The 25972-nt window shown below is 64.6% G+C and carries 17 protein-coding genes; 11 read left to right on the top strand and 6 right to left on the bottom strand.

What is annotated here, in order from left to right:
* Nucleotides 1-237 precede the first annotated feature (237 nt).
* The 3 genes from B5F40_RS02130 to B5F40_RS02120 are packed head-to-tail and all read left to right on the top strand — an operon-like array spanning nt 238 to nt 4732.
* Nucleotides 238-3198, top strand: coding sequence for a molybdopterin-containing oxidoreductase family protein (locus B5F40_RS02130; RefSeq protein WP_087192724.1), 2961 nt, complete (start codon nt 238-240; stop codon nt 3196-3198).
* Nucleotides 3199-3201: 3 nt separating this feature from the next.
* Nucleotides 3202-3861, top strand: coding sequence for a 4Fe-4S dicluster domain-containing protein (locus B5F40_RS02125; RefSeq protein WP_087192723.1), 660 nt, complete (start codon nt 3202-3204; stop codon nt 3859-3861).
* A 1-nt stretch (nt 3862) separates the two neighbouring features.
* On the top strand, nt 3863-4732 hold the full coding sequence (locus B5F40_RS02120) for a dimethyl sulfoxide reductase anchor subunit family protein (protein WP_087192722.1): 870 nt from the start codon (nt 3863-3865) through the stop codon (nt 4730-4732).
* Nucleotides 4733-5109: 377 nt separating this feature from the next.
* Here the strand turns inward: B5F40_RS02120 and B5F40_RS16555 are convergent, their stop codons facing one another.
* From B5F40_RS16555 to B5F40_RS02110, 3 genes are all read right to left on the bottom strand, one after another.
* The gene (locus B5F40_RS16555; RefSeq protein ID WP_239442862.1) at nt 5110-5382 is read right to left on the bottom strand and encodes a winged helix-turn-helix transcriptional regulator; all 273 of its coding nucleotides are present in this window, start codon (nt 5380-5382) and stop codon (nt 5110-5112) included.
* 214 nt (nt 5383-5596) lie between these two features.
* Entirely contained in the window at nt 5597-6172 is a 576-nt protein-coding gene (locus B5F40_RS16550) for a Fic family protein (RefSeq protein ID WP_239442859.1), read from the bottom strand.
* 236 nt (nt 6173-6408) lie between these two features.
* A complete protein-coding gene (locus B5F40_RS02110; protein WP_087192721.1) occupies nt 6409-7875 on the bottom strand; it encodes a LuxR C-terminal-related transcriptional regulator in 1467 nt (488 codons plus the stop codon).
* 276 nt (nt 7876-8151) lie between these two features.
* On the opposite strand from B5F40_RS02110, the gene B5F40_RS02105 reads away from it, so the two are divergent.
* From B5F40_RS02105 to B5F40_RS02095, 3 genes are read left to right on the top strand one after another with little or no spacing between them, the layout of a single operon-like run.
* Nucleotides 8152-11262 (top strand): molybdopterin-containing oxidoreductase family protein, encoded by a 3111-nt coding sequence (locus B5F40_RS02105; RefSeq protein ID WP_087192720.1) that lies wholly within the window; start codon nt 8152-8154, stop codon nt 11260-11262.
* Nucleotides 11263-11265: 3 nt separating this feature from the next.
* Complete coding sequence (locus tag B5F40_RS02100; RefSeq protein ID WP_087192719.1) at nt 11266-11931, top strand: 4Fe-4S dicluster domain-containing protein; 666 nt, start codon at nt 11266-11268, stop codon at nt 11929-11931.
* 1 nt (nt 11932) lies between these two features.
* The gene (locus tag B5F40_RS02095) at nt 11933-12802 is read left to right on the top strand and encodes a dimethyl sulfoxide reductase anchor subunit family protein (protein ID WP_087192718.1); all 870 of its coding nucleotides are present in this window, start codon (nt 11933-11935) and stop codon (nt 12800-12802) included.
* Between the two features lie 181 nt (nt 12803-12983).
* Here the strand turns inward: B5F40_RS02095 and B5F40_RS02090 are convergent, their stop codons facing one another.
* Nucleotides 12984-14507, bottom strand: a complete 1524-nt coding sequence (locus B5F40_RS02090; RefSeq protein ID WP_087192717.1) for a response regulator transcription factor — start codon at nt 14505-14507, stop codon at nt 12984-12986.
* Nucleotides 14508-14694: 187 nt separating this feature from the next.
* On the opposite strand from B5F40_RS02090, the gene B5F40_RS02085 reads away from it, so the two are divergent.
* Nucleotides 14695-16323 (top strand): FAD-dependent oxidoreductase, encoded by a 1629-nt coding sequence (locus B5F40_RS02085; RefSeq protein WP_087192744.1) that lies wholly within the window; start codon nt 14695-14697, stop codon nt 16321-16323.
* Nucleotides 16324-16406: 83 nt separating this feature from the next.
* On the opposite strand, the gene B5F40_RS02080 is transcribed toward B5F40_RS02085, so the two are convergent.
* On the bottom strand, nt 16407-17873 hold the full coding sequence (locus B5F40_RS02080; RefSeq protein WP_087192716.1) for a helix-turn-helix transcriptional regulator: 1467 nt from the start codon (nt 17871-17873) through the stop codon (nt 16407-16409).
* Between the two features lie 205 nt (nt 17874-18078).
* On the opposite strand from B5F40_RS02080, the gene B5F40_RS02075 reads away from it, so the two are divergent.
* The 3 genes from B5F40_RS02075 to B5F40_RS02065 all read left to right on the top strand — a co-directional run bounded on the left by B5F40_RS02075 (nt 18079) and on the right by B5F40_RS02065 (nt 21956).
* Nucleotides 18079-19833, top strand: a complete 1755-nt coding sequence (locus tag B5F40_RS02075; RefSeq protein ID WP_087192715.1) for an FAD-dependent oxidoreductase — start codon at nt 18079-18081, stop codon at nt 19831-19833.
* 211 nt (nt 19834-20044) lie between these two features.
* Nucleotides 20045-21064: a hypothetical protein gene (locus tag B5F40_RS02070; protein WP_087192714.1), complete on the top strand. Its 1020-nt coding sequence runs from the start codon at nt 20045-20047 to the stop codon at nt 21062-21064.
* A gap of 187 nt (nt 21065-21251) precedes the next feature.
* Nucleotides 21252-21956 (top strand): peptidylprolyl isomerase, encoded by a 705-nt coding sequence (locus B5F40_RS02065; protein ID WP_087192713.1) that lies wholly within the window; start codon nt 21252-21254, stop codon nt 21954-21956.
* Between the two features lie 337 nt (nt 21957-22293).
* Here B5F40_RS02065 and B5F40_RS16910 read toward each other — a convergent pair whose 3' ends face one another.
* A complete protein-coding gene (locus B5F40_RS16910) occupies nt 22294-23907 on the bottom strand; it encodes a DNA-binding response regulator (protein WP_446718587.1) in 1614 nt (537 codons plus the stop codon).
* 329 nt (nt 23908-24236) lie between these two features.
* Here B5F40_RS16910 and B5F40_RS02055 point away from each other — a divergent pair, with 329 nt between their 5' ends.
* On the top strand, nt 24237-25901 hold the full coding sequence (locus B5F40_RS02055; protein WP_087192712.1) for an FAD-dependent oxidoreductase: 1665 nt from the start codon (nt 24237-24239) through the stop codon (nt 25899-25901).
* Nucleotides 25902-25972: the final 71 nt, after the last annotated feature.

The following is a 25972-nucleotide window of genomic DNA, read 5'->3' as shown; positions in this document are numbered from 1 at the left end:
CCTGTACGGGAATCCACAGCATCAGGATACCCGAATTGTCGGGGCTTGGCGTGGTTTGCCCTGTGATTTTCCTGACGGAGCGGGAAAATCATACTCGAGTATGAGAGGCATCGTGCGCGATCTCTCCCTCAATTTCGACTTGCCGTGCGATGCGACCCATGCTCGCATCGCATACCGTGAAAGCGCCTGCCGACAAGGCGAGGCGGGTTCGAAGAGGATGACGAGAGAGGAGCGGGAATGCGAAAGTTGCTCAGCACCACGAGGCGCAGCTTTCTCAAATTAGCTGCCGTGGTCGCCGGATGCGCGGCGGTGTCCGGTGCGGTCACGTCGGCCGAGAAGGCGCTTGCCGAAACGGAAGCCGCTGGGTCGACGGCAGAAGTCAAGCGCGTGCGTACCGCATGCCGCGGATGCGGCAAGATGGAGTGCGGCGTATGGGTGACCGTTCAAGATGGTCGTGCCGTCAAGGTGGAAGGCGATGAATCAGCCTATCAGTCGAACGGCAACTGCTGCTCGAAGGCTCAAGCGTCCATCCAGGCGGCTTACCATCCTGATCGCCTGCATTACCCGTTGAGGCGCACGAATCCCAAAGGCGAAGATCCGGGGTGGGTGCGCATTAGTTGGGACGAGGCTATCAGGGCCTGTCATGAGAAATTCACAGAAGTGAAGGATAAGTTCGGCGGCGAAGGGATCATGACCATGACGGGCACGTCGCGTTTCTGGGGCATGGGCGCTTCGCGTCTTGGCAGGTTGTACGGGTCGGTCAACGGTCATGGGGCGGCGCAGATCTGCAAGGGAATCCGACGAGATGCGGGCAGCCTCACCATCGAGAACGGCATCTTCTTTCACGAGACGGTGGGTTTCCCGAAGGTGTACGTGCAGTGGGGCACCGGCCCATCCATCTCGAACTACGATGACAGTTGCCGCACCATTACCGAGACTATCGCCCGTGCCGAGACGTACATCCTAGTAGATCCGCGCATGAACAACGAAGGCAAAGAGGCCGATATACATCTGGCGTTGCGTCCCGGTACCGATGGCGCCATGGCGTTGGGCTGGACGCATCTTGTGATGAAGAACGGTTGGGAGGACCATACGTTCTGCACGCGGTGGAGCAACGGACCCTTCCTATATTGCGAAGACCTGGATCTTGACGACGAGCCGTTCTTCACAGGCAAGTTCACTAAAGGCAACGGACTGAACGTGAAGACGCGCCTTCTGCGCGAGTGCGATCTGGTCGAAGGCGGCAGCGTGAGCCGCTTCATGGTGTGGGACAGCCTGAATGAACGGTTGACGTACTTCGATGCCGACGAGGAGGTCGGGCTGTGGGAAGGCGAAAGCGGCCATCACATCCCCACGACGTTCACGGACTACGTGCGCCCTTCTGGCGATATGCGCAATCCTTCCGAGGGCGACGTGTCTGGACGCATTCCCGATCCCACTCGATTCGAGAACGAGATAGAGCCCGAGCTGTGGTACGAGGGAGAGGTCACGCTCAAGGACGGGCGCACGGTGAAGGTGAAGAGCGTATGGCAAAAGTATTGGGACGACGTGGTGTCCAAGTACACGCCCGAACGTACGGGAGAGATATGCGACGTCGATCCAGCCCTTATCGAGAAGGCTGTCGAGGCGTGGGCGGGACAGCGGTTTGATCCTCGTTTCGCAAACGGTGGCTTGCACTACCAATTGGCGCCCGAGCAATGCGGCAACTCGCTGCAGAACTTCCGCGCGCTCGGCATACTGTCTGCCATGGTCGGCGCTTACGACTCTCCGGCCGGTAATCGGGGCATGACGCGCGTGCCGGTGGATGCAGGCGGGGTGGCCGTGCCCTATTCTGCGCCCAAAGAGCCCGCGCCGTTCAAGGAAGTGTTCGAAAAGAATGCGAACAAGGCTTCGGCGCAAGATTTTCCGCTTGTCCGTTGGACCGGGCGTGATGATGCGCGCTGCATTTGGCAGGCCGCCAATGAAGGCGATCCGTATCCCATAAAGGGATGCATTTGCTGTGCGGGCGACTTCCTCAACCAATCGAATGCCACGTATGCATGGGATGCTCTCAAGCAGATGGATTTCTTTGTCGATATCGATCTGTGGCACCATCCCACCTCGGAGTTGGCTGACATCAAGCTGCCCGCGCAACATTGGATGGAGATACCCGGCTTCGCGCGCATCTCACAAGGTGCGCACGGGGCATACGGGGCGAACGTCAATTGCATTGAGCCTCCGGGCGAATGCTTGTTCGAAGTCGAGATTGCTCAGCTTTGGTACAAGGAGGCGGGCGTGCCGCTTTACGATCCCAAGACGGGGGATGCATGGGGGCCGGTCAGCCGATACATGGATTTCTGCGTCAAAGGGACGGGCATGACGGCCGAGGAGTACCTTTCCAAGTTCGCTGAGCACGGTTGGTTTCGTGCGAAAGACGATTATCCTGACGTATGGGGTACGTATCATCGGTACGAGACAGGGTACCTTCGACAGGTCGACGGCATGCAGTACGTGAAAGGCGACGGCATGCCCGGCATGCCGACACCGTGCATGAAGATGGAGATATGGTCGACCATCATGGAGACGTATCTGAGCCCTGAAATGGGGCATTTGCCCGAGAAGCTACAGGGCTACACACCATCCGAAATATGCTTCCCCGAATACAAAGAGCCTCCGCTTTCGCCGGTGAGCACACCGGATCTCATGGAGGAGTATCCCTTCAACATGACCACCGGCCGACGCAATCCTGTGTACTTCCACACCGAACACCGGCAGCTGCCGTGGTGCCGAGAGCTTTGGCCCGCGCCGCGCGTGGAGATCAATCCCGACGATGCGCGGGAGTTGGGCGTCGAGCAGGGCGACTGGGTGTGGATCGAGTCCAAGGATGGCAAAGTGCGCGAGGTGGCCGATCTGTATTACGGCATCAAGAGGGGCGTGATAAACGCCGAACATGCATGGTGGTTTCCAGAGAGCAAGGTGTCTCCCACCCACGGTTGGGAGCTGGTGAACATCAACGTGTGCGTTGACCGCATGGCCCAGGATCCCTTTACGGGTTCCTCGCAGCTGCGTGCGTATCCGGTGAAGGTGTACAAGGCCACGCCCGAAAATTCCCCGTTCGGCAACCCGGTGCCGTGCGATGCGGATGGGACTCCGGTTATCAGCGATGCATCCGATCCGCGTCTGAAAGAGTGGCTTCCCGTCTACGAGGGGAGGGAGTGAAGCATGACCCAATATGCGATCATAACCGATCTTAACAAATGCGTGGGATGCTTGGCGTGTTCGGTTGCCTGCAAATCAGCCAACAGCGTTCCTGTTGGGAGTTTTTGGAACAAAGTGCTGCGCATTGGACCGAATCCTCGCTACGAGGGCGCGGTTTTGCCCGACGTCGAGATGTACTTCCTTCCCGTGGGCTGCCAGCACTGCGCCGACCCCGAGTGCGTGAGGGTGTGCCCCACGGGCGCCTCGCGCAAGCTCGAGGATGGCACTGTGCAGATCGACAAGTCCAAGTGCATCGGCTGCCAGTTCTGCGCGATGGCCTGCCCCTACAACGTGCGCTACCTCAACGAGGAGGAGGGCGTGGTGGAGAAGTGCACCCTCTGCGAGCAGAAGGTCGCCCAGGGCGAGCTCCCGCAGTGCGTGGCCCAGTGCGGCGCGCGGGCGCGGTTCTTCGGCGATCTGGACGCGGGCTACGATTCGTTCGTGGCTCCTGGACGTGTGCTGGACTACGAGGCGACATACGAGCAGGTTCACGATGCTCGGGTGCCCATGTTGCAAGCTGTTCAAGAGTTCGCCGACGATCAGGTGGTTGTTCTGCCCAACGTGGGTAACAACCCGTCGTTCGCGTACATCCTGCGCGACATGACGTGGAAGGGAGGGGAGTAGCATGGAGCTGCAGTGGCCTTTGATCGTCTTCACCACGCTCGTGGCGTGGTCGGCAGGGCTCTTCGGGACGCAGGCGCTGCTGGCGGCCGGCGGGCACGCGAAGGGGTCGCAGACGCCGGCGTGGGTCGCCTCGGCAGCCCTGCTGGCCGCCGGCGGCGTCGCGGTGTTCTTCCATCTTGAGCACTGGGAGAGGATCTTCAACGGGTTCGGGCACCTGACGAGCGGCATCACCCAGGAGCTGATCGCGGTCGTGGCGCTGGCGGCGGTGGCCGTCGCCTACCTGGTCGCGATGCGCAAGTCCGATGACGGCGCGAGCGTCCCGAGGTGGCTGTGCTGGGTCGCGGTCGCGATGTGCGCGGCGCTCGTGGCCGTGATGGCGCACAGCTACACCATGGCCGCGCGCCCCGCGTGGGACTCGGCGCTGTGGATCCTCTACGCGCTGGGGAACTCGTGCGCGCTCGGGCCCTGCACGATGGCCGTGATCATGGAGCTCAAGGGCGACAACGTGAAGCCGGTCGCCCTCCCGGCCCTGATCGGTGCCGCGATTGCCGCCGCGACCGCCGTCGCCTTCGCCGCCTTCCTGCAGGCGAGCGGCGGCTCTTTCGCCGAGGTGGGCTACTACTTCGACCCCACTCGTCCCACCGCCGGCATGGCTGCCGCGGCCGCCCTCGTGGCCGCCCAGGCGCCGCTGCTGTGGGGAGGCGCGGTGGCCGTCGGCGGGGCCCTGCCGCTCGCCGCCGCCCTCGTGGGCGGGAGGTCCGGCAGCTGGAAGGCGTGGGGCGCCCTCGCCGTGGCCTGCGCCCTTGTCGGCGCGGTGTGCCTGCGCGTGGTCTTCTACGAGCTGGGTCTAAGCGTGTTCATGTTCTACTAGCGATTCCCTTCGACCGCGCTTGTGGATCCCTTCTTCCGTAGGCGCGCAAGACTTCGGGGCCCTCTTCGAGCGCGATTCGCCTCCCCAAACCCCCTTGCAAACGACGGATCGCCCTCGAAAAGGGCCCCGAAGCGTCCGGATGCTGGAACAACGGCGCTATGCGCCCGGGATCGGTGAGCAGGAAGTCACGGTAACGCACCGTGCGTCGCTGTCATAAGGGAGGCGTCGTGGACCATGAGGAGGGCGAGCTCGTCTTTCGCGCATGGTCATCCTAGCGAGCAAATTTGCTCACCAGGAGCGCGCAGTTGCCCACTAGGTAATTAACGCTTCGGTGTCCGACGAGTTCCCGCTGCGCATGGTCGCATGCGTCTTTCGGTTTAGAATGTTGTCTCGAGATGTTCCCGATGGGGATTGCGTGGCGTGCGTGCGCAAGAGGCGTCCCACAAGGGAGAATCGAATCGCGGTCGTTCGCGTTTTCTCCGCTGCGTCAGCTCCATCTCCCAGCGTCCTGCGCGCGGGCTTCCGATTCGCCGCATACGCCCTTCGTCCTTCAGGGACGCTATCGCTCGCTCGACGGTGCGCTTCGACGAACCGATCCGCTCGGCCACGTCGTTCACGGTGGCGCGAGGATCCCCCTCGAACGCATCCATCACGGCGAGGTGAGCCGACGGGATGGGTTTACGGACGCGCAGTAGGGCTCCATGGCATCGCGGATGGCCCTCAGCATGAATGCGATGAAGCGGGTGGAGGCCCCGTCTGCATTGGATGCGTTCAGGGCGGCGTAATAACCGCTCTGTTGCCGAATCATGCTTTCACGGGAAGCCATGCCGGCATAGGTCGCCATCGGGCGAGAAGCAGGGTGCGCTAGAGCCGGCCCGTTCTGCCGTTTCCGTTGGAGAAAGGGTGTGCGAACTCAAACTCGTAGTGGAACACGCAGGAGGCGATCAAAGGCAGCGCCTCGGTGCCTCTGAGCCATGCAAGTAGATCGGACATGGCTTCGGGAGCGTAGGTGGCCGGCGTGCCCGCGTGGACGAGGACGCCTCGTTCGTCGTGCACGCCTGCGTTCTTTGAGCGGAACCTGCCTGCGTCTTTCGCAAGCCCTTCCATCATCGTTCCGTGGGCTCGATGGAGGTCGTCGAGGCTGAAGGGGTCCAGCTCGCTCATGAGGTCGTAGGCTCGCTTGGAGTTCTCGACCTCCCTGATGTCGTCGGGCGGGCCGAGAACCCGCTTCCCCTCGAGAACGGCGGTCACCTGCTCCTCGGTGAGCGTGTTTTGCTCGACGGCAAGCGAAAAATGGATTGTCTGTATGCGCAGCCGACGATGCAGGGTGGGCGAGGCGGCAAGATCGGAGGCGGGGGAGAGGCCTCCCGCCATCTCGGCGATTTCGAGCGCGACGGTTGAAATGTCGGGCGTTATTTCGAAGGGCGGTTCGTAGGGCATGGGCAGCCCCGATCTTTTACCGCCGGCATTTTGCCGCCAATGGCGGTAAAGCGGAACACCTGCGCGAGGCAATGGGGCGGCGGGCTTGAAGACGCGGCTCTTCGCAATCAAGGAGAGGCGCGGCTCCGTGTCAAAGCGTCGTCGGCTTGCATCTGCCCTCCGCCTTCGGCTGGCCCGTTCCGACGGTGGTCGGAGCCTTTCGGTCGTGTGGCGGCGAGGGCCGCCTCGGAGTTCCGCTACCCCTGTCGGCCCTCAATCACATCGAGAAACTCCTGTTTGCTATGGACGTCCATCTTCTGGTAGATGTGGCGCAGGTGGGTGGTCACGGTGCCTCGCGACAGGTAGAGCTCCTCTTGGATGCGGGTGCTCGAGCGGCCCTTCGCGAACAGGACCATGATCTCGGTCTCTTTCGGCGACAGTCCGTATTCGTCGGCCACTTCCTTGCAGCGGTCCTGGAACCGCTGGCGCTTCGGCTCGGCAGCGTCCGCCTTTTCCTCGTCGCCCTTCGCCAGCGCGATGAGGTCGCTCTCGCTGAACACGAACATGTACGAGATGAGGATGGCCAGCGTCGCCAGAAGCGCGATCAGGCTGAGCGTCTGCGGCTGGAACGGCGCGAGCGCGCATACGGCCTGCCCGGCGGCCGAGCCCAGCAGCACGCCGAGCGTCACCATGCCCCAGCCGATGCCGAACACCATGTGCGACGACAGCCGATAAGTGAACGAGATGTCCGCGAGCAGGATCCAGATGAGCACGTTGAACGTGCCGTAGCCCGTGAGCGCGATGGTGCTCTCGATCTCGGAATAGCCGGTGAACACGGGCAGCAGCATGAAGAACACGGCCATCACCAGCATCACCGAGCGGTACACCGGTCGCAGCCCCGTCTCGCGCGAGAACAGCACGCACCCGTAGATGATGGCCATGGTAAGCAGGCTCGACCAGAGAAGCGGGAAGCGGTAGAAGCTTTCGGCCGATGCGCCGATGGAGGTCATGAACACCGCGCGCACCACGCCGTCGGCCAAGCCGATGAGGCATGCGCAGACGCCGATCTTCCACGCGAACGAGCCCAGGTGTATCTCGAACGGCTTCACAGCAGGCTCGCGCGAGGGCGACCAGGCCTTCATCTTCACGAACAATATCCACCCCGACACCGCAGGCAAAAGAGCGCACACGATGCACGCCAGCACGGAGGGCAGCCCCAGCACGAGGGGAAACAGCGCGGCTGCGATAAAGAAGGCGAGCGGCGCTTCGAACGAGGTGCATCGCGGGTCGACGTTGCGGTAGAGCTCGCCGTAACCGAGATCGATGATGCCCGACCCTCCGCCCGTGAGCAGCGCGCCCGCCAGGCAGAGCGCGACTTCGGGAGCTCCCGGCAGCGTCGCGGAGGCCAGCGCCAGCGTGCCGGACGCGACGAGCACAGGCCCGAGCGCGCGAAACGACGGCTTGCCGATGAGCGCGGCGAACCGCTCGTGCAACACGGCGCTCGCCAGCAGGGTCGCGCACAGCATGACGGTGGAGCCGAGGTAGGCGATGCCCGGCACGGTCTGGCCGTTCCAGGTCATCGAGCTGGCGGCGGTTCCCAGGAACATGAGGTACACCCACGCGCGCGCCATCGCGAACCCCAGCATGCGCAGGTTCAGCAAGCTGCGCGGTTGCGTCTGCCGCAGGCGATCCCGTGCGATAGCGATCGACGATGGCTGCTCCATGAGAACCCCCCCCTCAAGATCTCGCCCCCGAGGCCCTAATTATACTCTGCGTTATGCGTTGGCATGCTCCGGCAGTTCATCGATCCTTATGGCTGCAACCGTCATTTATCAGGCATTTTCTCAAAATCATGGGAAACGCATGATGCCGCGCGCGCCTTTTTGCGAAAGTTTTCGCAGAAACGCATGATGCGCTTCGCCCGTCGACGGGCCAGACTGAGGGCCATCCGGAAGGCGGCAGGAGGCCGCCCTCTCCGAACGACGGAAGAAGGAGGAGGAATGGGCAAGCTCAACCTGACGCGCCGAACGTTCGCGAAGCTCTCCGCCGTGACCGGCGCGGCCATCGCCTGTGCGACCGCCGCCCCGCATGCGGCACTCGCCGAGGACGCGACCGCGTCCGCCAAAGGCGGCGATGTCAAACGCGTGCGCACGTGCTGTCGCGGCTGCGGCAAGATGGAATGCGGCGTGTGGGTGACCGTTCAGGACGGGCGCGCCGTGAAGGTGGAAGGCGACCAGTCGTCGTTCCAGTCGAGCGGCAACTGCTGCGGGAAGTCGCAGTCGTCCATCCAGGCGGCCTACCATCCCGATCGGATCTACCATCCCATGAAGCGCACGAACCCCAAAGGAGAGGATCCGGGTTGGACGCGCATCAGCTGGGACGAGGCCATGCAGATCATAGGAGAGAAGTTCAACGAGATCATGGAGCGCTACGGCGGGCAGGCCATCTTCAACATGTGCGGCACGTCCCGTCAGTGGGTGTACGCGCCGTACTGCTTCTACAAATGGCTGTTCGACACGCCGAATGCGCATCTGGCCTCGGAGATCTGCAAAGGCCCGCGCCGCCTGATGGGCTGGATCAGCTCGGTGGACGGCGCGCCGTGGATGGCGCTGCGCGACGGGCCGCGCGTGTACGTGCAGTGGGGCACTGCACCCGAGAACTCCAACTACGACGACAGCTGCCGCAACCTCGTGGACAAGATGACCGAAGCCGATGTGCACATCTGCATCGACCCGCGCCTATCGGGTTCTGGCAAGGAGGCCGACTATTGGCTGAACCTGCGCCCCGGCTCCGACGGCGCGCTGGCGCTTGCCTGGCAGCGTATCATCATCGAGCACGACTTGGTGGACTGGGAGTTCGTGAAGCGTTGGACCAACGCGAGCTTTCTCGTGGTGGAGGACATGGAGCCTACGGGCGGGCGCTACTTCGAGCTGTCGTCTCCTATGGCGGGCTCGACGGCGGGCTCTCCCGCCCCGCCGGCGGACATAGCGGGAACGAAGCTGAAAACGCGCCTGCTCAAGGAGTCGGACGTGGTTGAGGGCGGCAGTCCTCGCAAGTTCTACGCTTGGAACAAGCTGGCCAACGGCGGAGCCGGCGGGCTGGTGTTCTGGAACACCGACACCACCCAGTGGGAAGGCTGCAACCATGTGGCGCCGACGCGCGACCAGATGGAGGTGGTGTACGAAGGCACATCCCAAGAGGGCTACCTGCCGCCCCTCTCGTACGGCGAGCTGGTCGATGCGGGCATCGATCTGGACATGCGCGAGTCGCACGAGGTGACGTTGCTCGACGGCAGCGTCCATACGGCTAAGCCGGTGTGGGCCTATCTTGAGGAGTCGGTGGCCGATTGCACGTTGGAGTGGTGCCAGGAGATCACCGGGCTCGATCCGGCGCTCGTCGAAGAGGCGTGCCTTGCGTGGGCAACGCGCCCCGAAGGGCAGACCTACGGCAACGGGGGCATTCATCTGAACCTCGCGCCCGACCAAATTGGCAATTGCACGCAGACGGTTCGCGCGGTCATCCATCTCATGTACATGACCGGCAACTTCGACGGCCCCGCCGGCAATCGCGGCCTCACGCGCTCCCCCCTTGACGAGCAGGCCACGTCGGTTCCCGGCTCCAATATGCCTCAGGAGGTGAAGGCCCAGCTCGTCGCCTTGGGCACCATCCCCATGGAGGGGGTGACGCCCGACCCGACGAACCTGCCCGACAAGATCGACACGCTGTCCAACATGATAGGCGCGGAGAAGTTTCCGCTCACGGCATACTACAACGAGTGGGCGGATGCGACGATGATCTGGGAGGCGTGCATCAACGGAGATCCGTATCCTCTCAAGGGCGGCATCAACGAGTCCGGCTCGTTCATGAACATGTCCAACGCCACGCTGGCCTGGGAGGGCCTGTCTAAGCTGGACTTCTGGGTGGACATCAACATGTTCCACCATCCCGGTACCGAGATGGCCGACATCCTGCTGCCGTGCCAGCATTGGCTGGAGATCAACAACATCCGCGTGTCGCAGGGGGCGTCCGGCGGCATCGGGGCGACGGTGCGCTGCATCGAGCCTCCAAGCGATACGAAGTTCGACCACGATATCAGCCGCCTGATCTTCGATGCCGTCGGCGGTCCGAACGCCACGTGGAACTCGCTGATCGATGCGACGAAGCCGGCGCCGGAGCATTGCGACGAGCGCATGGACGAGTGGTTCGCCGTCAACAGCGTCGCCAACTCCAAGGTGGCGTGGGGGTCTTGGCAGGAGTTCTCCGACTACTATCAAGAGAACGGCTGGATCAATGCCAAGGAGATCGAGCCTGATCGATGGGGCACGTATCGCCGCTTCGAAACGGGTTGGATGCGCATGGGCAAAGACGCGTGCACGGGCAAGCTGTTCAACTGCGACAACGAGACGGGCGAGCCGGTGAACAACTTCGGCTTCCCCACGCCCACGGCGCTGGCAGAGTTCTGGCCGATGCTGTTCGAAGCGTACGCCGTCGATCGTGCCAACGAGTTCGAACCGGGCAAGTACGACCTTATCCACGAGATGCTGCCCCACTACGATGAGCCGGCATCTGGCCCCAAGGGCGACGTCGACACGAGCGAGTACCCCATCATCCTCACCACGGGACGCCGCATTCCCGTGTACTTCCACTCCGAGCACCGACAGCTGCCGTGGTGCCGCGAGCTGTGGCCGGCGCCACGCCTGGAGTTGAACCCGGAGGATGCCGCGGAGTTGGGTCTCGAGCAGGGCGACTGGGCCTGGATCGAGACCGAGTGGGGGAAGGTGCGCCAAGTGGTGGATCTGTACTACGGCATCGCGAAAGGCTGGGCGAACGCCGAGCATGCCTGGTGGTTCCCCGAGCTGCCCGCTCCCACGCATGGCTTCACGCTCTCGTGCATCGACTGCATCTGGGATCCTCACGGGCAGGACAAGCACATCGGATCGTCGCACATGCGCGGCGTGCCGGTGAAGATTTACAAGGCCACGCCCGAGAACTGCCCGGACGGCAAGGTCGTCCCCTGCGCGCCCGAAGACGGCACCGAGATCATCTACGATGCGTCCGACCCGCGCCTGAAGGAATGGCTGCCCAACTACGAGATTCGAGAGGAGGCGTAGGACATGACGCAATATGCGATCATCACCGACCTCAACCGGTGCGTCGGCTGCCTGGCCTGCATGGTGGCGTGCAAGGCTGTGAACAACGTGCCCATCGGCAGCTACTGGAACAAGGTGCTGCGCATCGGGCCTTCCCTGAAGGAAGGCGCTACCTCGTCGCGCGACGTCGAGATGTACTACCTTCCCGTGGGTTGCCAGCATTGCGCCGACCCCGAGTGCGTGAAGGTGTGCCCGACAGGCGCCTCGCACAAGCTGGAGGACGGAACCGTGCAGATCGACAAGTCGAAGTGCATAGGCTGCCAGTTCTGCGCGATGGCCTGCCCCTACAACGTGCGGTATCTGAACGAGGAGGAGCGGGTCGTCGAGAAGTGCACGCTCTGCGAGCAGATCGTGGGGCAGGGCGGTCTTCCGCAATGCGTCATCCAGTGCGGCGGCCGCGCGCGCTTCTTCGGCGATAAGGAGAAGGGCATCGAGTCGTTCGAGGCGCCCGCCGTGGGATACGACGTGGACCGCTCCTACGACAACCTGTACACGGGTAACCGCGTGACGCTCGGCGAGCTGGCGCAGGACTTCGACGAGGCCACCGACCTGCACCGCCTGCCCGACGTGGGCAACGGGCCTGAGTTCTCGTTCATCCTGCGCAACCGCGAGTGGAAGGGAGGGGAGTAGCATGGAGCTGCAGTGGCCTTTGATCGCGTTCACCACGCTCGTGGCGTGGAGCGCGGGGCTCTTTGCGAGCCAGAGCTTGATGGCGCTGGTCGGAGCGGGGAAGAAGTCGCAGATGGCTGCCTGGGTGGCGTCGGCCGTGCTGCTGGCCGTCGGCGGGATCGCGGTGTTCTTCCATCTTGAGCACTGGGAGAGGATCTTCAACGGCTTCGGGCATCTGACCTCCGGGATCACGCAGGAGCTCATCGCCATCGTGGTGCTGGCCGTCGTGGCGGTCGTCTACCTGGTGATGATGCGGAAGTCCCCCGACGGAGCCAGCGTGCCGAAGTGGCTCGCGGGCGTGTCCATCGCGGTGTGCGTCGTGCTCGTGGCCGTCATGGCGCACAGCTACACCATGGCCGCGCGTCCGGCTTGGGACAGCGTGCTCTGGATCCTGTACGTCCTCGGCAACGCCTGCGTCCTGGGCTCGGCCACCATGGCCGTCGTCATGTCGCTCAAGGGCGACGACGTCAAGCCGGTGGCGCTCCCGGCCCTCGTCGGCTCGGCTCTGGCCGCCGTCACCGCCATCGCCTTCGCCGCCTTCCTCCAGGCGAGCGGCGGCTCCTTCGCCGAGGTCGGCTTCTACTTCGACCCCACGCACCCGACCAAGGCGATGGCCGACGCCGGGGCCGCCGCCTCGGCCCAGGCGCCGCTCCTCTGGGGCGGGGCCGTGGCCGTCGGCGCCCTCGTGCCGCTGGCCGCCGCCTTCATGGGCAAGCGCACGTCCAACTGGAAGCTCTGGGGCGCAATCGCCGTCGCGGCCGCCCTCGTCGGCGCGGTCTGCCTCCGGATCGTCTTCTACAACCTGGGCCTCTCGGTCTTCATGTTCTACTAGCGTCGGAGTGTCCCAAATGGGTGTCCCAAATGGGGACAGTCCCCATTTGGGACATTCGGAGCCCCCTGCGGGCGCGGTTCGTTCCCCCAACCCCTTGCAAACGACGAGCCGCCCCCGCAGGGGGCTCCCTTTCATTTCAAGTTTGAGAGTAACCCAAGGTCAGGAGGATGGCGTGCCTTGATCAGCTCGACACGCTCCGCTCCGAATCCTGCGCCAGGTCGATCAGCTCTTGCTGCGAGTGGATGCCCATCTTCTCGTAAATGTGGCGGATGTGCGTGGCCACGGTGTTCTTCGATAGCACGAGCGCGTCGCGGATATAGGGGCGGCTGCGACCTTGGGCCAGCATGAGGAACACCTCCGTCTCTCGGTTCGAAAGGCCGAAGCGTCGCGCGACGGCGAGGCGGCGCTCGGCGATCACGTCGTCCGCGTCGGCGTCGTCTCGGGCTTGGATCCGGTTCGCAGCAGCGCAGCCCTCCGCCGTTTTCGCCATCGCCTCGGCCGCGTCCATCCACACCACGTCGCGTCTTGGCACGAGCAGCGACACCACGGTGAAGGCTCCCACGAGCGCGAGGCAGACGAGGGCGGCGTTCGCCGGGCTGCCGCCGATGAGCCCGCTTACGGCCGGTTGAGCCATGTAGCCAGCGAACACGCCCCCGTACGCGGCGCATTCGCCGATGCCCACGTACCAGGTGGACGTGCGTCCGGTCCTCTGGGAGAGGCGCACGAAATAGAGCACCATGATGATCTCGATGCCGGTGAACACCGCGTTCATCAGCACGCGCGAGGCCACTGCGGCCAGAAGCGTGCCGAATGCGGTGGCTATGACGGCGAACACGAAGGGAGCCGATATCCAACGGAACAGGGCCTCGAGGTTGATGCGGCGTGAGAAGAGCACGATGCCGGCGGCGATGGCCAAGGCGAACAGCATGCCGAGGATCGTCGCCGCAGTTTCCGTGCGCGCCGAATTGCCGGCGAGCGATATGGCAGGCAACATGCATCCCATGCCGTACACAGCGAAGATCACTAGGAACATGCGCACGATGTTCAGGCGGCGCACGGTGCCCGCCTCCCGAGTCTCCTCGGCGTTCGCGGGCGGTATGACGCCCAGGTCGAGTGCGCGCTTCGACAAAAGCAACAGCGCGCCGGATGCGAGCGGCAGCACGGCCACGATAGCCGCTGCGGCAACGCCGCGGAAGGCGGGCACCACGAGCGCGCATGCCAGCGTGGCGGCGAACGAGGCGGGCACAACGGTCTCGACGACGCCCGTCTCCGTGCGCGCGAAGAGGCACGTCCACAAGATGATGAGGATGACCGGGCCGATGCCCGTTCCCATGCCTGCGAGGAGGTAGGCTGCATCCTGCGCTAAGCCGGTTAGGAACGGGTGCGCCACGGCGAATACGGTGCCTACTGCGGTCAGCACGGGTCCTGCCACGTACAGCGAAGGGAACGTCGAAAGCTCGCGCGTCCGGCCGACCAGGCTTGCAGCGACGCAGGCCAGGGGAGTGATGGCTGCCGAAAGCGCCCAGACCGTGTCCGTTTGCAGCGGCTGGCCGTCGTTGAACGATGAGAACAGGGGAATGTCCCACAGGCATGTGCTCCATGCGTAGATCAGCCCGAATCCAAGCATGCGCATAGGGAACGAGGGCTCCATGAGCGCTGCAATGCGGTCTATGCCGCGAAGCTTCGATGCCGTTCTGACCACCATGCTCCTCTCCGCGTGTGAACGAAGATATCGGAATTCCAGGGTGCGTCCATCACCTCGTTGCGGTGATTTTACCGCCGTTTCCCCAGAAGGAAGCCTATCGCCTCCCTTTGCGGCGATGCGCCTGCGACGGACCCGAGCCTACAATGCAGTCGTCGTTTCAAGGAAGTTCATCAAGGAGGAGAGCAGCATGGGCACATCGATGGATCGCCGTTCGTTTCTGGGATTGAGCGCCATGGGAGCGCTCGCGGCGGGGGCGGGGCTTGCGGGATGCGCGCCCCAACAGGCCGATGCGCCTGCGACGTCGGCCGATGCGGCCGAAACCGCCGGGCGGCAAGCATCAAATGGCATTCCGCGCAAGGAAGGCTCACAGAAGAAGGAATGCGACGTCGTGGTGGTCGGTGCCGGCGCTGCGGGTCTCATGGCCGCACTCAAGCTGAGCGAGGCTGGCAGGAGCGTGGTCGTCGTGGAGAAGGCCCCGTCGGCGGCCATGTCGAACTTCAGCATGTGCGGCGGTCCTGCCGCGTGCGAGACGAAGCTTCAGGAGCAGGAGGGCGTGACCGTCACCCTCGATACGCTGTTTGGCTACATGTACGATTTCTCGCGTGCGAGCGTGAACGGCGCGCTGCTGCGTTCCTGCTTGGCAGGAACGAGTGATGCCCTCAACTCGATGATCGATCTCGGCATGCCCATGTCGTTATGGCCCGACGTGTACGGCAACGGTTTCCGCGCGCGCCATTACCTGGAGAGCGAGGGCGAGGAGCGCGTGGCGCCGCTCGTCGAGGCCATCGAAGCGGCTGGAGGCGAGTTTTTGTACAGCACCGGAGGCGAAAAGGTCATCATGGAGGACGGCGTGGTGTGCGGGCTGCAAACCGACAAGGGCGTGGACGTGCTTGCTCCGAACGTCATCGTATGCACGGGCGGCTTCCTCGGTGGCGAGGACATGCAGATGCAGGTGTTCAACACGCCGGTGTTCTCGCTGGGCAACTCGCTGTCCGACGGCACGGGCATCAATATGGTGCTCGACGCGGGCGGCGCGCTCGACCGCAACTTCGCCATCTTGGGAAACGAGTGCGGCGCCGTGGCGGCGGCCACGCAGGGCAGCCCGTTCACGGAGGATTGGCACAACGTGAACGAGCACTACGGCTACTGGTTGTTCGGCGGCTTGTATACCGACACAGCGGGCGAGCGCTTCATCGACGAGGGGCGCATCGCGCAGTTCCCGCTGGCCATCGGCGGCGAAGCGCTCGTGCGTGCGGGCAAAGCGTACGTGATCATGGATTCCGACTACTACGAGGCCGTGAAGGGCGACGGCATCTTCGCGTACCTCGGCGAGCCCGAGAGCTGGGTGTCGGGACCTGAGGCCGACTATTACAAGACGACGCCCGAGAACGCTGAAGCGCATTTGCAGCAAGCCATCGACGAAGGGTGGGCGTGCAAGGCCGATACGGTGGCCGGGCTGGCGGAGGCGTTCTCGCTCGACGGGCTCGAGGCCACGGTAGAGCGCTACAACGGTTTCTGCGCAGCGGGTGTCGACAGCGACTTCGGCAAGGACGCGGCTTTTCTCAAGCCGGTGAAGATCGCGCCGTTCTACGCGTTCGAGTACGTGCCGAGCGCGTGGGGCACGAACGGCGGCGCGAAGGTGGACAGCCATCTGCGCGCAATGGACGCAGACAACAATCCCATTCCCGGTCTGTATGTGGCCGGCGTCGACCAAGGTAGCGCTTACTGCGCGCCGTATTATACGAACCCGGGCGCGTCGGTGGGCCTTGCCTTGGGCTCGGGCGTGCATGTGGCCAAGGAGATTCTCGGGGCATGAGCCGTTTCGTTGCCCTTTCCGGCCTCCGCGACAGGCGCGTTGCAGAGGCGGTGAGCGGCCCGCGCGGAGACTGTGCGGGCCGCTCACCGCTCTTCGAACAAGTCGAGCAGCTCTTGGCGAGAGTGGACGTTGAGCTTTTGGTAAAGGTGCTTCACGTGCGTGGCCACCGTGTTTTTCGACAGCATGAGCTCCTCGCGGATGTAGGGTTGCGAACGGCCCCTCGCCAGGTAGCCGAGGATCTCGGTCTCGCGAGCCGAAAGCCCATTCTCTTGCGACAGCTGACTGCATAAAAGATCGATGCGCGACGTTTCAGGGCGCGTTGACGCCGTTTTGGCCGCGCTTAAAGGGCGCAGGTTTCGTTGGGGGACGAGCAGCATGGCGAACGAGAGCAGGCAGATGAGTGCGAGGGCCAACGAAAACACGCTGAGGCCGTCCGTCGCCACCAATTCGCTCGCCCCGTCGCCTGAGAGGTTGCCCGCCAGCACTCCCAATTGAACCGCCCCTTGCGTGATGCCGACGCCGAGCGAAACGGGCAGGCGTCGGCGCTTTGCGAGGCTGATCACGTACAAGTAGGTGATGACCTGCATTGACGTGTCGGCGACCGATACGATGGCGTTGGACACGAAGCTGGGCGCTGCTTCCCTCCACGAAAAGAGCGCGAGCGCCAACACCATGAGGGGCGTAAGCCAGCGAAACAGAGAGGCGAAATCGATGCGCACCGTGAACAGGATGAAGCAAAGCGCCATCGCTATGCCCGACGCGGATCCGATGAAGGTGGGCACGTCGAAGCCCCACTGTGCTTGCAGTGGATCTTCCGCGTTCCCCATAGCGCCGAGGCAGCCGATGGCGAAGTATGCCGCGCACAGCACTGCCGAGGCGCGCACGACGACGGTCAGGCAGCCGAAATCGATGCCTCCCGCTGCCCGTTCCGCCGCCGACGGCGTGCGCTTTCTCCGTTCTGTCTGCCGAAACGACAGCAAGAGGAGGGCTCCTGAGGCGACGGGGAGCGACGCGACGGCGATCACGCCCGGGATTCCTTCGATGTGGGGGAATGCGAGCGTGCACAGCAGCGTGACGAACGAGGCGGCGGGCACGATCACCTCGATCTGCTCGATGTCGAGCCGCGAGAGCGCGCCCGTCCACAGGATGCACAGCCAGCCCGACCCGATCCCGCTCAGCATGCCGCTCGCGCATTGCAGGGCGGCAAGCGGAGGCTCGGCGAGGGTTGCGATCGCCGAGAGCACGGTGCCGATCGCGACGAATGCGGGTGCGGCGAGGTGTGCCCAGCGCATGCGCGCGAGATTGCGGTTTCGCCACGCGACGCCTGTGATGAGAAGCGCGGCCGTGACCGCCGCGGCCGAAGCGAGCCACGAAGGGTCGGCGTTGATGCCAATGCCCTGGCGCTCGGGATAGAGCGCCGAGGTCTCGAACGAGCAGTAAATCCACGCCCAGACGAACCCGATGCCCAAGAAGCGTGCTTTCAGCGTGTCGTCAAGCGAGGTGAGCGCCGTTTGCAAGCGCGTTCCCATCGTGGTTTTCGGCGATCCCATCGAGCCTCCTCCGACGGCTTGCAGGCCGCCTTCCCCCAAGAACGATTCCGCCTTTCATGATAGGTATCCCGCATCCGTTCTGCCCTCACCTATTGTAGGTGAAAAAACGCGCGCCCCGCTTTCAGGCGATGTTCTCCCCGTCGGAGGCGGGCATACTCGGGAGCGCCTAGGACACAGAGGAGGCCATCGACGAAAGAGGGAGCTCATGACGAAAGAGAAAACCGCGAACCTCAGTAGGCGTTCGTTTCTGACGGGAACGGCGGCGGTGGGCGCGCTCGCGGCCGCGGGGGCGCTTGCGGGATGCGCGCCCCAGACCAAGGACGCCGCATCCGAAGCCGATGCGGCCATCGGCGCGGCGGACGGCGGCGCGTCGCGGACGGCCGGCTGGCTGGGCGAGGCCCCGCAGATCAGCGATGACGATTGCGTTGAGACGGTGGAGTGCGAGGTGCTGGTCGTGGGCGCGGGAACCTCGGGCTACTTCGCGGCAGCGTCGGCAGCTGAAAGCGGTGCGAAAACGCTGCTCATCGAGAAATCCGCCGCTGGCAACTCGGTGCGCTCCTCGGCTCTTGGTGCGGTGAACTCCCGCCTGCAAAAGGAGCAGGGCGAGAGGGCGGCCATCGAGCCCGCGGAGATCGTCAACGACATGGATCGCTACGCGCTCGGCCAGATCAACGCTCGTTTGGTGCGTGCTTGGGCGTTGAACTCTGGCGAAGCGCTGGACTGGTACACGGACCTTATGGCCGAGAACGGCATTGAGGTGCAGTTGGAGTGGAACATGCCCGAGGGGACGTTCTACAAGGATTGGCCGACCGGCCACGGCACGAACGGCGAGTACCCCAGCCGCGAGCAGGATGTGGCGAAGGTGATCGACAGGTACATCGCGTCGTTCGACGGCTGCGAGGTGCGCTTCAACTGCCCCATGAAGAAGCTGATCATGGAGGATGGTCGCGTGATGGGGGCCTACGCTGAGGCCAAGGAGGGCATGATCCGCATCAACGCCTCCAAAGGCGTGGTGGTCGCCACGGGCGGCTATGCGTACAACCAGGGCATGTACTCCGTGCTGCAGCCGGTGCGCTACAGCTGCCTGGGCACGTTCGACGCGTTCCCCACTTGCACGGGCGACGGCATCAGGGCGCTCATGTGGCTGGGCGCGCAGATGGACGAGGTGCCCACCTCGCTCACGTTCAACCGCTGCCTGCTCACCGCCGAGCAGGAACACGGACACCCCTACGAGGTGGGAAGCGACGACTACGGTTACCATTTCTTCGCCTCGCAGCCCTTCCTGCGCGTGGACGCGCATGGCGAACGCTTCCATAACGAGAGCGCGCCCTACGATTTCGTGATGAACGCGATAGCACAACGTCCTGCAAGCGAGCGCTACTGGCATCAGGTGTGGGATGGCAACTGGAAAAGCGACGTTCCGCGCTTCCACACCGTGGGCTGCTCCACCATCTACATGCAGCCCGAGGGCGGATCCGACCATGATGCCTTTCCTGGTCAGCTGGACGAGTGGATCGCACCGGAGATGGAGCAGTTCGTCGAGGCCGGCTACCTCGTGAAAGCCGACACTTTGGAAGAGCTGGCGGACAAGCTGGGCTTCGACGCCGACGCGAAAAGAGCGTTTCTCGCTACCTGTGAACGGCAGAACGAGAACTTCGACGCGCGGGAGGATCCCGATTTCGGGAAGGAGGCGTTTCGTCTGAGCGAGCTGCGCACGCCGCCTTTCTACGCGAGCGTGAAATCGTGCGGGCTCACGCTGTGCACCCTCGACGGCATCCGGGTGAACGACGAGCTGCAGCCCTTTGGCGAGGACGGCGTGCCCATTGAGGGCGTGTACGTTGTGGGCAACGACCAGGGAAACTTCTATGCCGGCACGTATCCGAACCTCGCAGCTGGCATCAATGCCGGCCGTTGCGCGACGTTCGGGCGCATGGTGGGAAAGAAGCTGGCCGGGAAGTGATCTTTCCTTGGCAGGTGCAAAGGAGGCGCTCGTTCGCCGCGCCCTCTCCTGTCTGCCTCGCTGCGGCGTCTCAACGGTTGCGCAACGAGCGCGCGAGGCGAAGGGAGGCGCGGCGGCGAGGGCCGACAATGGCGCGGAACGGAACATTCCGCCGAGGCGTCGCGACCCGTTCGGGCGAGCTCGGCGTTCGGCCGCGTTGAAAGGAATCACCATGTCCGCCTCCATCCATCCCTCCGTACGCTTGAACATCGTCCTCGACGAGGAGAGCTATCGCGAAGGAGGCGGCCAGCTGGCGCGCCGCTTCGGAGCCGTAGCCCCTACCGAAGTGGTGCAGGCGGCTAAAGGCTCGCAGCGGGCGAACGTTCTGCGGTTCGATGTGGGGGACGACGCGGTGACGGCCGAGGACGACGCTCTGTGGCGTGATGCGCTTGCGTCCTGGCTTGACGAGGAGTTCGCCGAGACGAGCGCGCTCGTGGCGCGAGAGAACGACGCGCGGCGCGCCAACGGCACTCGGCCGGTGCCGTTCACGTGGGCAGAGGTGAAGTTCGGGACAGGGCCGGTCATCGCCGTTCGCATGAAGGGTTCGGTCATTCCCGAAGAGGCGGCGGGGTTCGTCGCCCGCGCCCGCGTCCTTCTGGCTGCGGGCGCGTTCGGCGCGGACGCCGTCGCGGCCATCCGCATCCCCGCGTGCGCGAGCATCGCGGCTCAGCGTGCGAATGCCGAACGGGATTCCGTGTCGCCCGCGTCCGATTCGCCTGGATTTCCGCGCTATTCCGGGCGAGAGGAGCGGGGGTCGTCGCCGGTGCGCGATGCTGAGGACGCTGTCGAGGGTGTGACGGGCGCGGGCAGCGGGGTCGTGGACGAAGGCTCGTCGATCGCATCGGACGGCCCAAGCGCCTGGAATGTCGACGAGGTCGAAGGCGACGAGCCTACGCGTTCGGAGATCGATGCGGCGCTTGCCGAAGCCGAGGAAGCGCTGCGGCGTGGCGCTGATCCCGTCGACATCGCTCGCGAGGGTCGCGACGCCGGAGTGCGGCGCGCGGGATGGGAGTCGGCCGCTTCGAAAGATGCTCGCCCCTCTTTCGTTGTCGCCGATCCGAACGCCGAAGCGTGCGCGCTCGTGGACGAGGACGTTCCCGAGAGCCTTGATTACCGCATCTGGAATGTGGCCTACGCCGACGGCACCTCGGTGCGCTACGACTCGGTTCTCGGGGAAGCGCTTCTCGACTAAGGGCCGCCGGGCCGTGGGGACCTTCGAGCGCAGGTGCGCGCGATCATTGCGCGCACCTGCGCGAGGCCTGATCGGACGCCTCGCGCGGCCCGTTTCGCCCGAGTGACGCGAAAATACGACGCTCGATCGGATGCGCTTGCAGCCAAGCCCGCTATGATGGATGGCCGAAGCGAACCGAGGAGGAGCGATGGGTCGAATCGTTTTGCCGTTGTACACGCCGCGCTACGTGCCGAACGGACACGAAGTCGCCGTCATCCGGACGTCGCGGGGGACGATCCGCGTGCGGCTGGCCGGGAAAGACGCGCCGGCGACCGCGGGCAACTTCATCGAACTGGCCGCACGGGAATTCTACGACGGCCTCAAGTTCCACGCCTGCAAGCCGGGGTCTGTCGTGGTGGGAGGGTGCCCGACAACGCGAGCCCTCGGGCCTGCCCAGGTGGAGGCGGCCGCCCGCGGCGCCGTTCGCGGCATCCGCCCGGGAACCGGCGACGCGCGCTACGTCATCGTTGACGAGTGGAAGGCGAATCCGCGCAATCGGCATCTGCGGGGAAGCCTGTGCCTGGCCCATAAATCCGCGCCGAACTCCGGCAGCTGCCAGTTCTACTTCTCCTTGGCCGAGCAACCCCAGCTCGATGACAAGTTCACCGTGTTCGGGCAGGTCGTGGAAGGGTTCGACGTGCTGGACGCGCTTGGCGTGGGGGATGTGATCGAAAGCGTTCGCATCGAGGGCGCCGACGAGGAGGCGCTTGCACGGGCCGTGTCCTTCGAGACGCCGCGGCCGCGATCGGCGAAAGAGGCGCTCGAGGAGATCGAGCGGGCCCGCGCAGAGCGCGCCGCCGCGACGAAGGGAGACGCGGCAGGAGCATCTGCTGACGCACCCTTCGGAGGGTGATGTCGTCGGGCGTTATGGGGCGGGGTCAGGCAGCCGTTCTGCCCGCTGGCGGCGAAAGCGCAGACGTCCCCCTCGATCTGGCGGGGGGGGGGCACCGCATGTCGAGGTCGGTTTCGCCGCTGCGGGTGACCGCGGGTTTGCCAGGGCGTCCTTCCCGCTCGGCGTTCGTCTCGGCGCTACCACCGCCTCTCCCCGCGCCGTAATGCTCATACGGGGGAGGGGCCCGCGCTTGCGCGGCGGCCGACGGTTGTGCGAGCCGTCCTTCGGTGACGCCGCCGTCGGGGCGATCATGACCGCGAAAGGCTGCCATGGGCATGGAGTGATCCGGTCATCGGCGCTAGCCGGGCGCCCGAGCCCCTATTCGTACGTTTCCACCAGATCGATCAGCTCCTGCTGCTTGTGCACGTCGAGCTTCCGGTAGATGTTTTCGATGTGCGTGCGCGCCGTGCCCTTCGCGATTTGCAGGTCGCGCGCGATGATGGACAGCGTGCGTCCGTAGGCCAAAAGCACGATCACCTCGCTTTCGCGCGGCGTCAGCCCGAAATCGCGTGCGACAGCCGCGCAGTGCTGTTCGAGGCGGCCACCGCCAGCGTTCGGGGGGGGGGGCTTGCTCTTCGCTCTCGTCGGCGCTTCGCCCCCTGCGGCTCGTTCTCATCGTTTCGGACAGCTGCGAGACCACGCCCTCGGGGAGCACGATGAACGCGGTCACCACCAGGCTGAGCGTCGCCATCATGGCCACGACGGTGATCTGCACATCGCCGCTGGCCACCATCGCGTCGAGCGCGTCTCCCGCTATCGTGCCCAAGGCCATGCCCGCGAACATGAAGGTCACGCCCAAGCCGAAGACGCGCAGCGCGCTCTCGTCGCGGCGGCGGGACGCATCGGCGAACAACACCCAGGTGAGGATGTCGAACAGCTCGTATCCCACGTTGATGAGCAGGATGGACAAGGCTGCATGCGTGTCGAAGAACAGCGCGATGGCCACGAATCCCGCCACCATGATGGGCAGCGACAGCCGGTAGGTGAGGGCGGCGTCGAAACGGACGCGGAACCTTGCCACGATGACGAGGAACGCCGTGCCCGCCGCGACGAGCGCGAAGATGGCGCTTCCGCCAAGGAAGGCGAAGGGGTCGTTGCGCACGGGCGTTGCGTCGAAGAGGCGGCACAGGAGCGAGAACATCATGATGGAGAGCATGAGCTTGCCTACGCCGAAGCCGCTCGGGCCGTTCCGCTCGCCCTCGTGCGATCCGGGCGCGCTGACGCCTGCGGCCTTGCCGCGCGGGCTTTCCCCGGCGTCTGCCCGCCTGCGCTCCGAGTTGAGAGGGTCGCTTCCGCCACCGAGGTCGGCATTGTCCTCGGCAAGCGCAGGGCGCGCGCGACGCTCGTCGAGCGCAAGCAGTCCAAACGAGAGCAAAGGGACGATCGCGAACCCGATGAAGCTCGTGTGGTCGTTGGACATGCCGGCGACGAGCGCCGTCACGATGGCGGCTGCGGCCGAGGCCATCGTGACGAAGGAGGTGTGGCGCCGTGCGAACTGCTCGCCCCACAGCACTTGTAGAAATCCCGCGCCCGTTCCTCCTACGACCAGGCCGAATGCAATTGACGGCGCGTTTCCCGCCCACAAGCCCGCCGCAATGACGATGCCGCTTACAACAAGCGTTGCGGGTGTCAAGCGAATCAAAACCGATCTCACGGCTCCGATCCGCTCCGTGCGCGCGGCGAGGGACGCTGCGAGTGCGCTTGCAGCGCCCGACGCAAGGTAGATCCACGAAAGCGATGATCGCGCCCCTGCCACGGGCGGCATGCCGAGGCAGAACACGATCCAGGCGCGGCACAGTCCGAATCCGATGATGGCGATGAGGTAATCGAGCGTGAGCGTGTCGCGCTCGGCCGGACCGGCGGGCGTCGCGGCTCCGTCCTGCGCGTCGGCCGTCTTGGCGCAGCGCGTCATGAGCATCCCTCCCCGTTGCTTGCGTCGCGGTCGCTGTTCGTGCAAAGCGATCCCCCTCCGCAAGGCGACCGCTTGGAGCATCATACGCAGTTTCAACGATGAGCGTATCGGATGGATAATCCGATACGCCTGCGATCTGGAAAATCCTATTGAACGTCAGACGCCGCGTCCAAAATCAGACCGCCTGTCAGATGCGCGGAGGCCGCTTGGCGGGTAGGGTTGGCGCCGAGCGGACGGACGTCTTCGAGGAGACGTTTCTGCGCAAACGGCAGTGACGGGCGTTTGCGGGCGGCCGTCCGTCCATTGGGTTGAGAGGAGGAAGGAGCATCATGGGCACAAGCAGGGAAGGCGGGGTCTCCCGTCGTTCGTTCCTGAAAGGCGCGGGCATCGCCGCGGCGGCCATGGCGGGCGCGAGCGCGCTTGCCGGCTGCGCGTCGGACGGGGCGGGCGCCGCATCGGGCGATTGGATGCCCGCAAGTTGGGACTACGAATGCGACCTTTTGGTCATCGGCTACGGCGGCGCGGGCATGTGGGCATCGCTCATCGGCGCCGACGAGTGCGGCCAGGAGGTTCTCGTGCTCGAGAAGGCCCCCGTCGAGGGCGGCGGCAACAGCCGCATCAACAACGGCGAATGGACCATCGTCGAAGAGGGCGAGAAGGAGCGCTTCAAACGCTACATCAAGTCCTTCACGCACGGAAAGACGCCGGACGCCATGATCGAGGCGTGGGTTGACGAGTGCGCGCGCAACACCGAGTACGCCGACAAGTACGGCATGACCTACGAAGTGTCGGAGGTGGCGCTTGCCGGCGCCATTCCGGAGTACTACTTCCTGGACGACAACGCCTACGAGGGGTCCTGCAAGCTGTCTTCCGTCGACGGTTTCGGCATGCTGTCGTTTCACGAGCTGGACGCCAAGCGCGAGGAGCTGGGCGTGCAGGTGCTGTTCGACTGCCATGACGAGCGCCTCATTCAGAATCCGGAGACGAAGGAGATCGTCGGCGCGTACACGATGATCGGCTCTGAGGAGAAAACGGTCAAGGCGCGCAAGGGCGTCATCATGACCTGCGGCGGCTTCGAGTTCAACGAGGAGCTCAAGAACGAGCACCTCAAGTGCTATCCCTTCAAGTTCGAGGGCTGGCGTTTCAACACGGGTGACGGCATCAAGATGGTGGAGGACGTGGGGGCGAAGCTGTGGCACATGGATATGGTCATCTCCATGTACTCCATGTGGACGCGCGATCCCGAATACGACTTCTCCATTCTGTACTCCATGCCCGGTTTCAGCTACTTCAACGTGAACCGTCTGGGAAAGCGCTATGTGAACGAGAACTCCATGGGTTCGCCGCACAACGGCTGGCACACGCTGCTGCACTTCGACGACGCCATCGACGACTACGATCGCATCCCGTCGTGGTGCATCTTCGATCAAAGCTGCTTCGACGCAGGCAAGTTGTCCACGAGCCAGGGCGACTCCTTCGAATGCGGGAACTTCGCCTCCGACCTGCCGGACGAGCTGCGCGATTGGGACGGCTGGAGCCAGGACAACAAGGCCGAGCTCGAGCGCGGCTGGATACTCAAGGGCGACACGCTCGAAGATCTGGGCCAGAAGATCAAGGAGTTCGACCACTGGATGGACGTGGACACGCTGCGCGCCACGTTCGACGAGTACCAGGGCTTCTGCGAGGCGGGAAAGGACGCGCGCTTCGACCGCTCCGAGAAGACGCTCGTTGCGCTCGATGGCGGCCCGTACTACGCCATCTCCATCTATCCCGGCTCCTGCTCGACTTTGGGCGGCCCGATGAAGAACGAGAACGCCCAGGTGCTCGACACGCAGCGCAACCCCATCCCGCGCCTGTACGCGGCCGGCTGCTTCGGGAACTTCCAAAGCCACAGCTACGGTATCACCGGCGGCAACAACGCCGAGAACCAGGTGTGGGGCCGCATTGCGGCGCGCCATGCCGCCGGGCTCGAGGCGTGGGACGCCGGGAAGTAGTGCGCCCATTCGCTTGCGGTTGCCCGGTGCCTTCCTCCCCTCCCTCAGGTTCCGGGGCGACCGGCTTTCCG

Origin of the sequence: Gordonibacter sp. An230, assembly GCF_002159915.1 — a bacterium.
Lineage (GTDB): Bacteria > Actinomycetota > Coriobacteriia > Coriobacteriales > Eggerthellaceae > Rubneribacter.
The sequence above is the reverse complement of the archived record's forward strand: the minus strand, read 5'-3'. Positions and strand labels throughout refer to the sequence as shown.

What these genes read in the sequence shown, in the direction of transcription:
- B5F40_RS02055 (WP_087192712.1), top strand. Translation starts at nt 24,237, where the DNA reads ATGGGCACAAGCAGGGAAGGCGGGGTCTCCCGTCGTTCGTTCCTGAAA.
- B5F40_RS16550 (WP_239442859.1), bottom strand. Translation starts at nt 6,172, where the DNA reads ATGCCCTACGAACCGCCCTTCGAAATAACGCCCGACATTTCAACCGTC.
- B5F40_RS02100 (WP_087192719.1), top strand. Translation starts at nt 11,266, where the DNA reads ATGACGCAATATGCGATCATCACCGACCTCAACCGGTGCGTCGGCTGC.
- B5F40_RS02120 (WP_087192722.1), top strand. Translation starts at nt 3,863, where the DNA reads ATGGAGCTGCAGTGGCCTTTGATCGTCTTCACCACGCTCGTGGCGTGG.
- B5F40_RS16555 (WP_239442862.1), bottom strand. Translation starts at nt 5,382, where the DNA reads ATGGATGCGTTCGAGGGGGATCCTCGCGCCACCGTGAACGACGTGGCC.
- B5F40_RS02110 (WP_087192721.1), bottom strand. Translation starts at nt 7,875, where the DNA reads ATGGAGCAGCCATCGTCGATCGCTATCGCACGGGATCGCCTGCGGCAG.
- B5F40_RS02080 (WP_087192716.1), bottom strand. Translation starts at nt 17,873, where the DNA reads ATGGGATCGCCGAAAACCACGATGGGAACGCGCTTGCAAACGGCGCTC.
- B5F40_RS02085 (WP_087192744.1), top strand. Translation starts at nt 14,695, where the DNA reads ATGGGCACATCGATGGATCGCCGTTCGTTTCTGGGATTGAGCGCCATG.
- B5F40_RS02065 (WP_087192713.1), top strand. Translation starts at nt 21,252, where the DNA reads ATGGGTCGAATCGTTTTGCCGTTGTACACGCCGCGCTACGTGCCGAAC.
- B5F40_RS02090 (WP_087192717.1), bottom strand. Translation starts at nt 14,507, where the DNA reads ATGGTGGTCAGAACGGCATCGAAGCTTCGCGGCATAGACCGCATTGCA.
- B5F40_RS02130 (WP_087192724.1), top strand. Translation starts at nt 238, where the DNA reads ATGCGAAAGTTGCTCAGCACCACGAGGCGCAGCTTTCTCAAATTAGCT.
- B5F40_RS02075 (WP_087192715.1), top strand. Translation starts at nt 18,079, where the DNA reads ATGACGAAAGAGAAAACCGCGAACCTCAGTAGGCGTTCGTTTCTGACG.
- B5F40_RS02070 (WP_087192714.1), top strand. Translation starts at nt 20,045, where the DNA reads ATGTCCGCCTCCATCCATCCCTCCGTACGCTTGAACATCGTCCTCGAC.
- B5F40_RS16910 (WP_446718587.1), bottom strand. Translation starts at nt 23,907, where the DNA reads ATGACGCGCTGCGCCAAGACGGCCGACGCGCAGGACGGAGCCGCGACG.
- B5F40_RS02095 (WP_087192718.1), top strand. Translation starts at nt 11,933, where the DNA reads ATGGAGCTGCAGTGGCCTTTGATCGCGTTCACCACGCTCGTGGCGTGG.
- B5F40_RS02125 (WP_087192723.1), top strand. Translation starts at nt 3,202, where the DNA reads ATGACCCAATATGCGATCATAACCGATCTTAACAAATGCGTGGGATGC.
- B5F40_RS02105 (WP_087192720.1), top strand. Translation starts at nt 8,152, where the DNA reads ATGGGCAAGCTCAACCTGACGCGCCGAACGTTCGCGAAGCTCTCCGCC.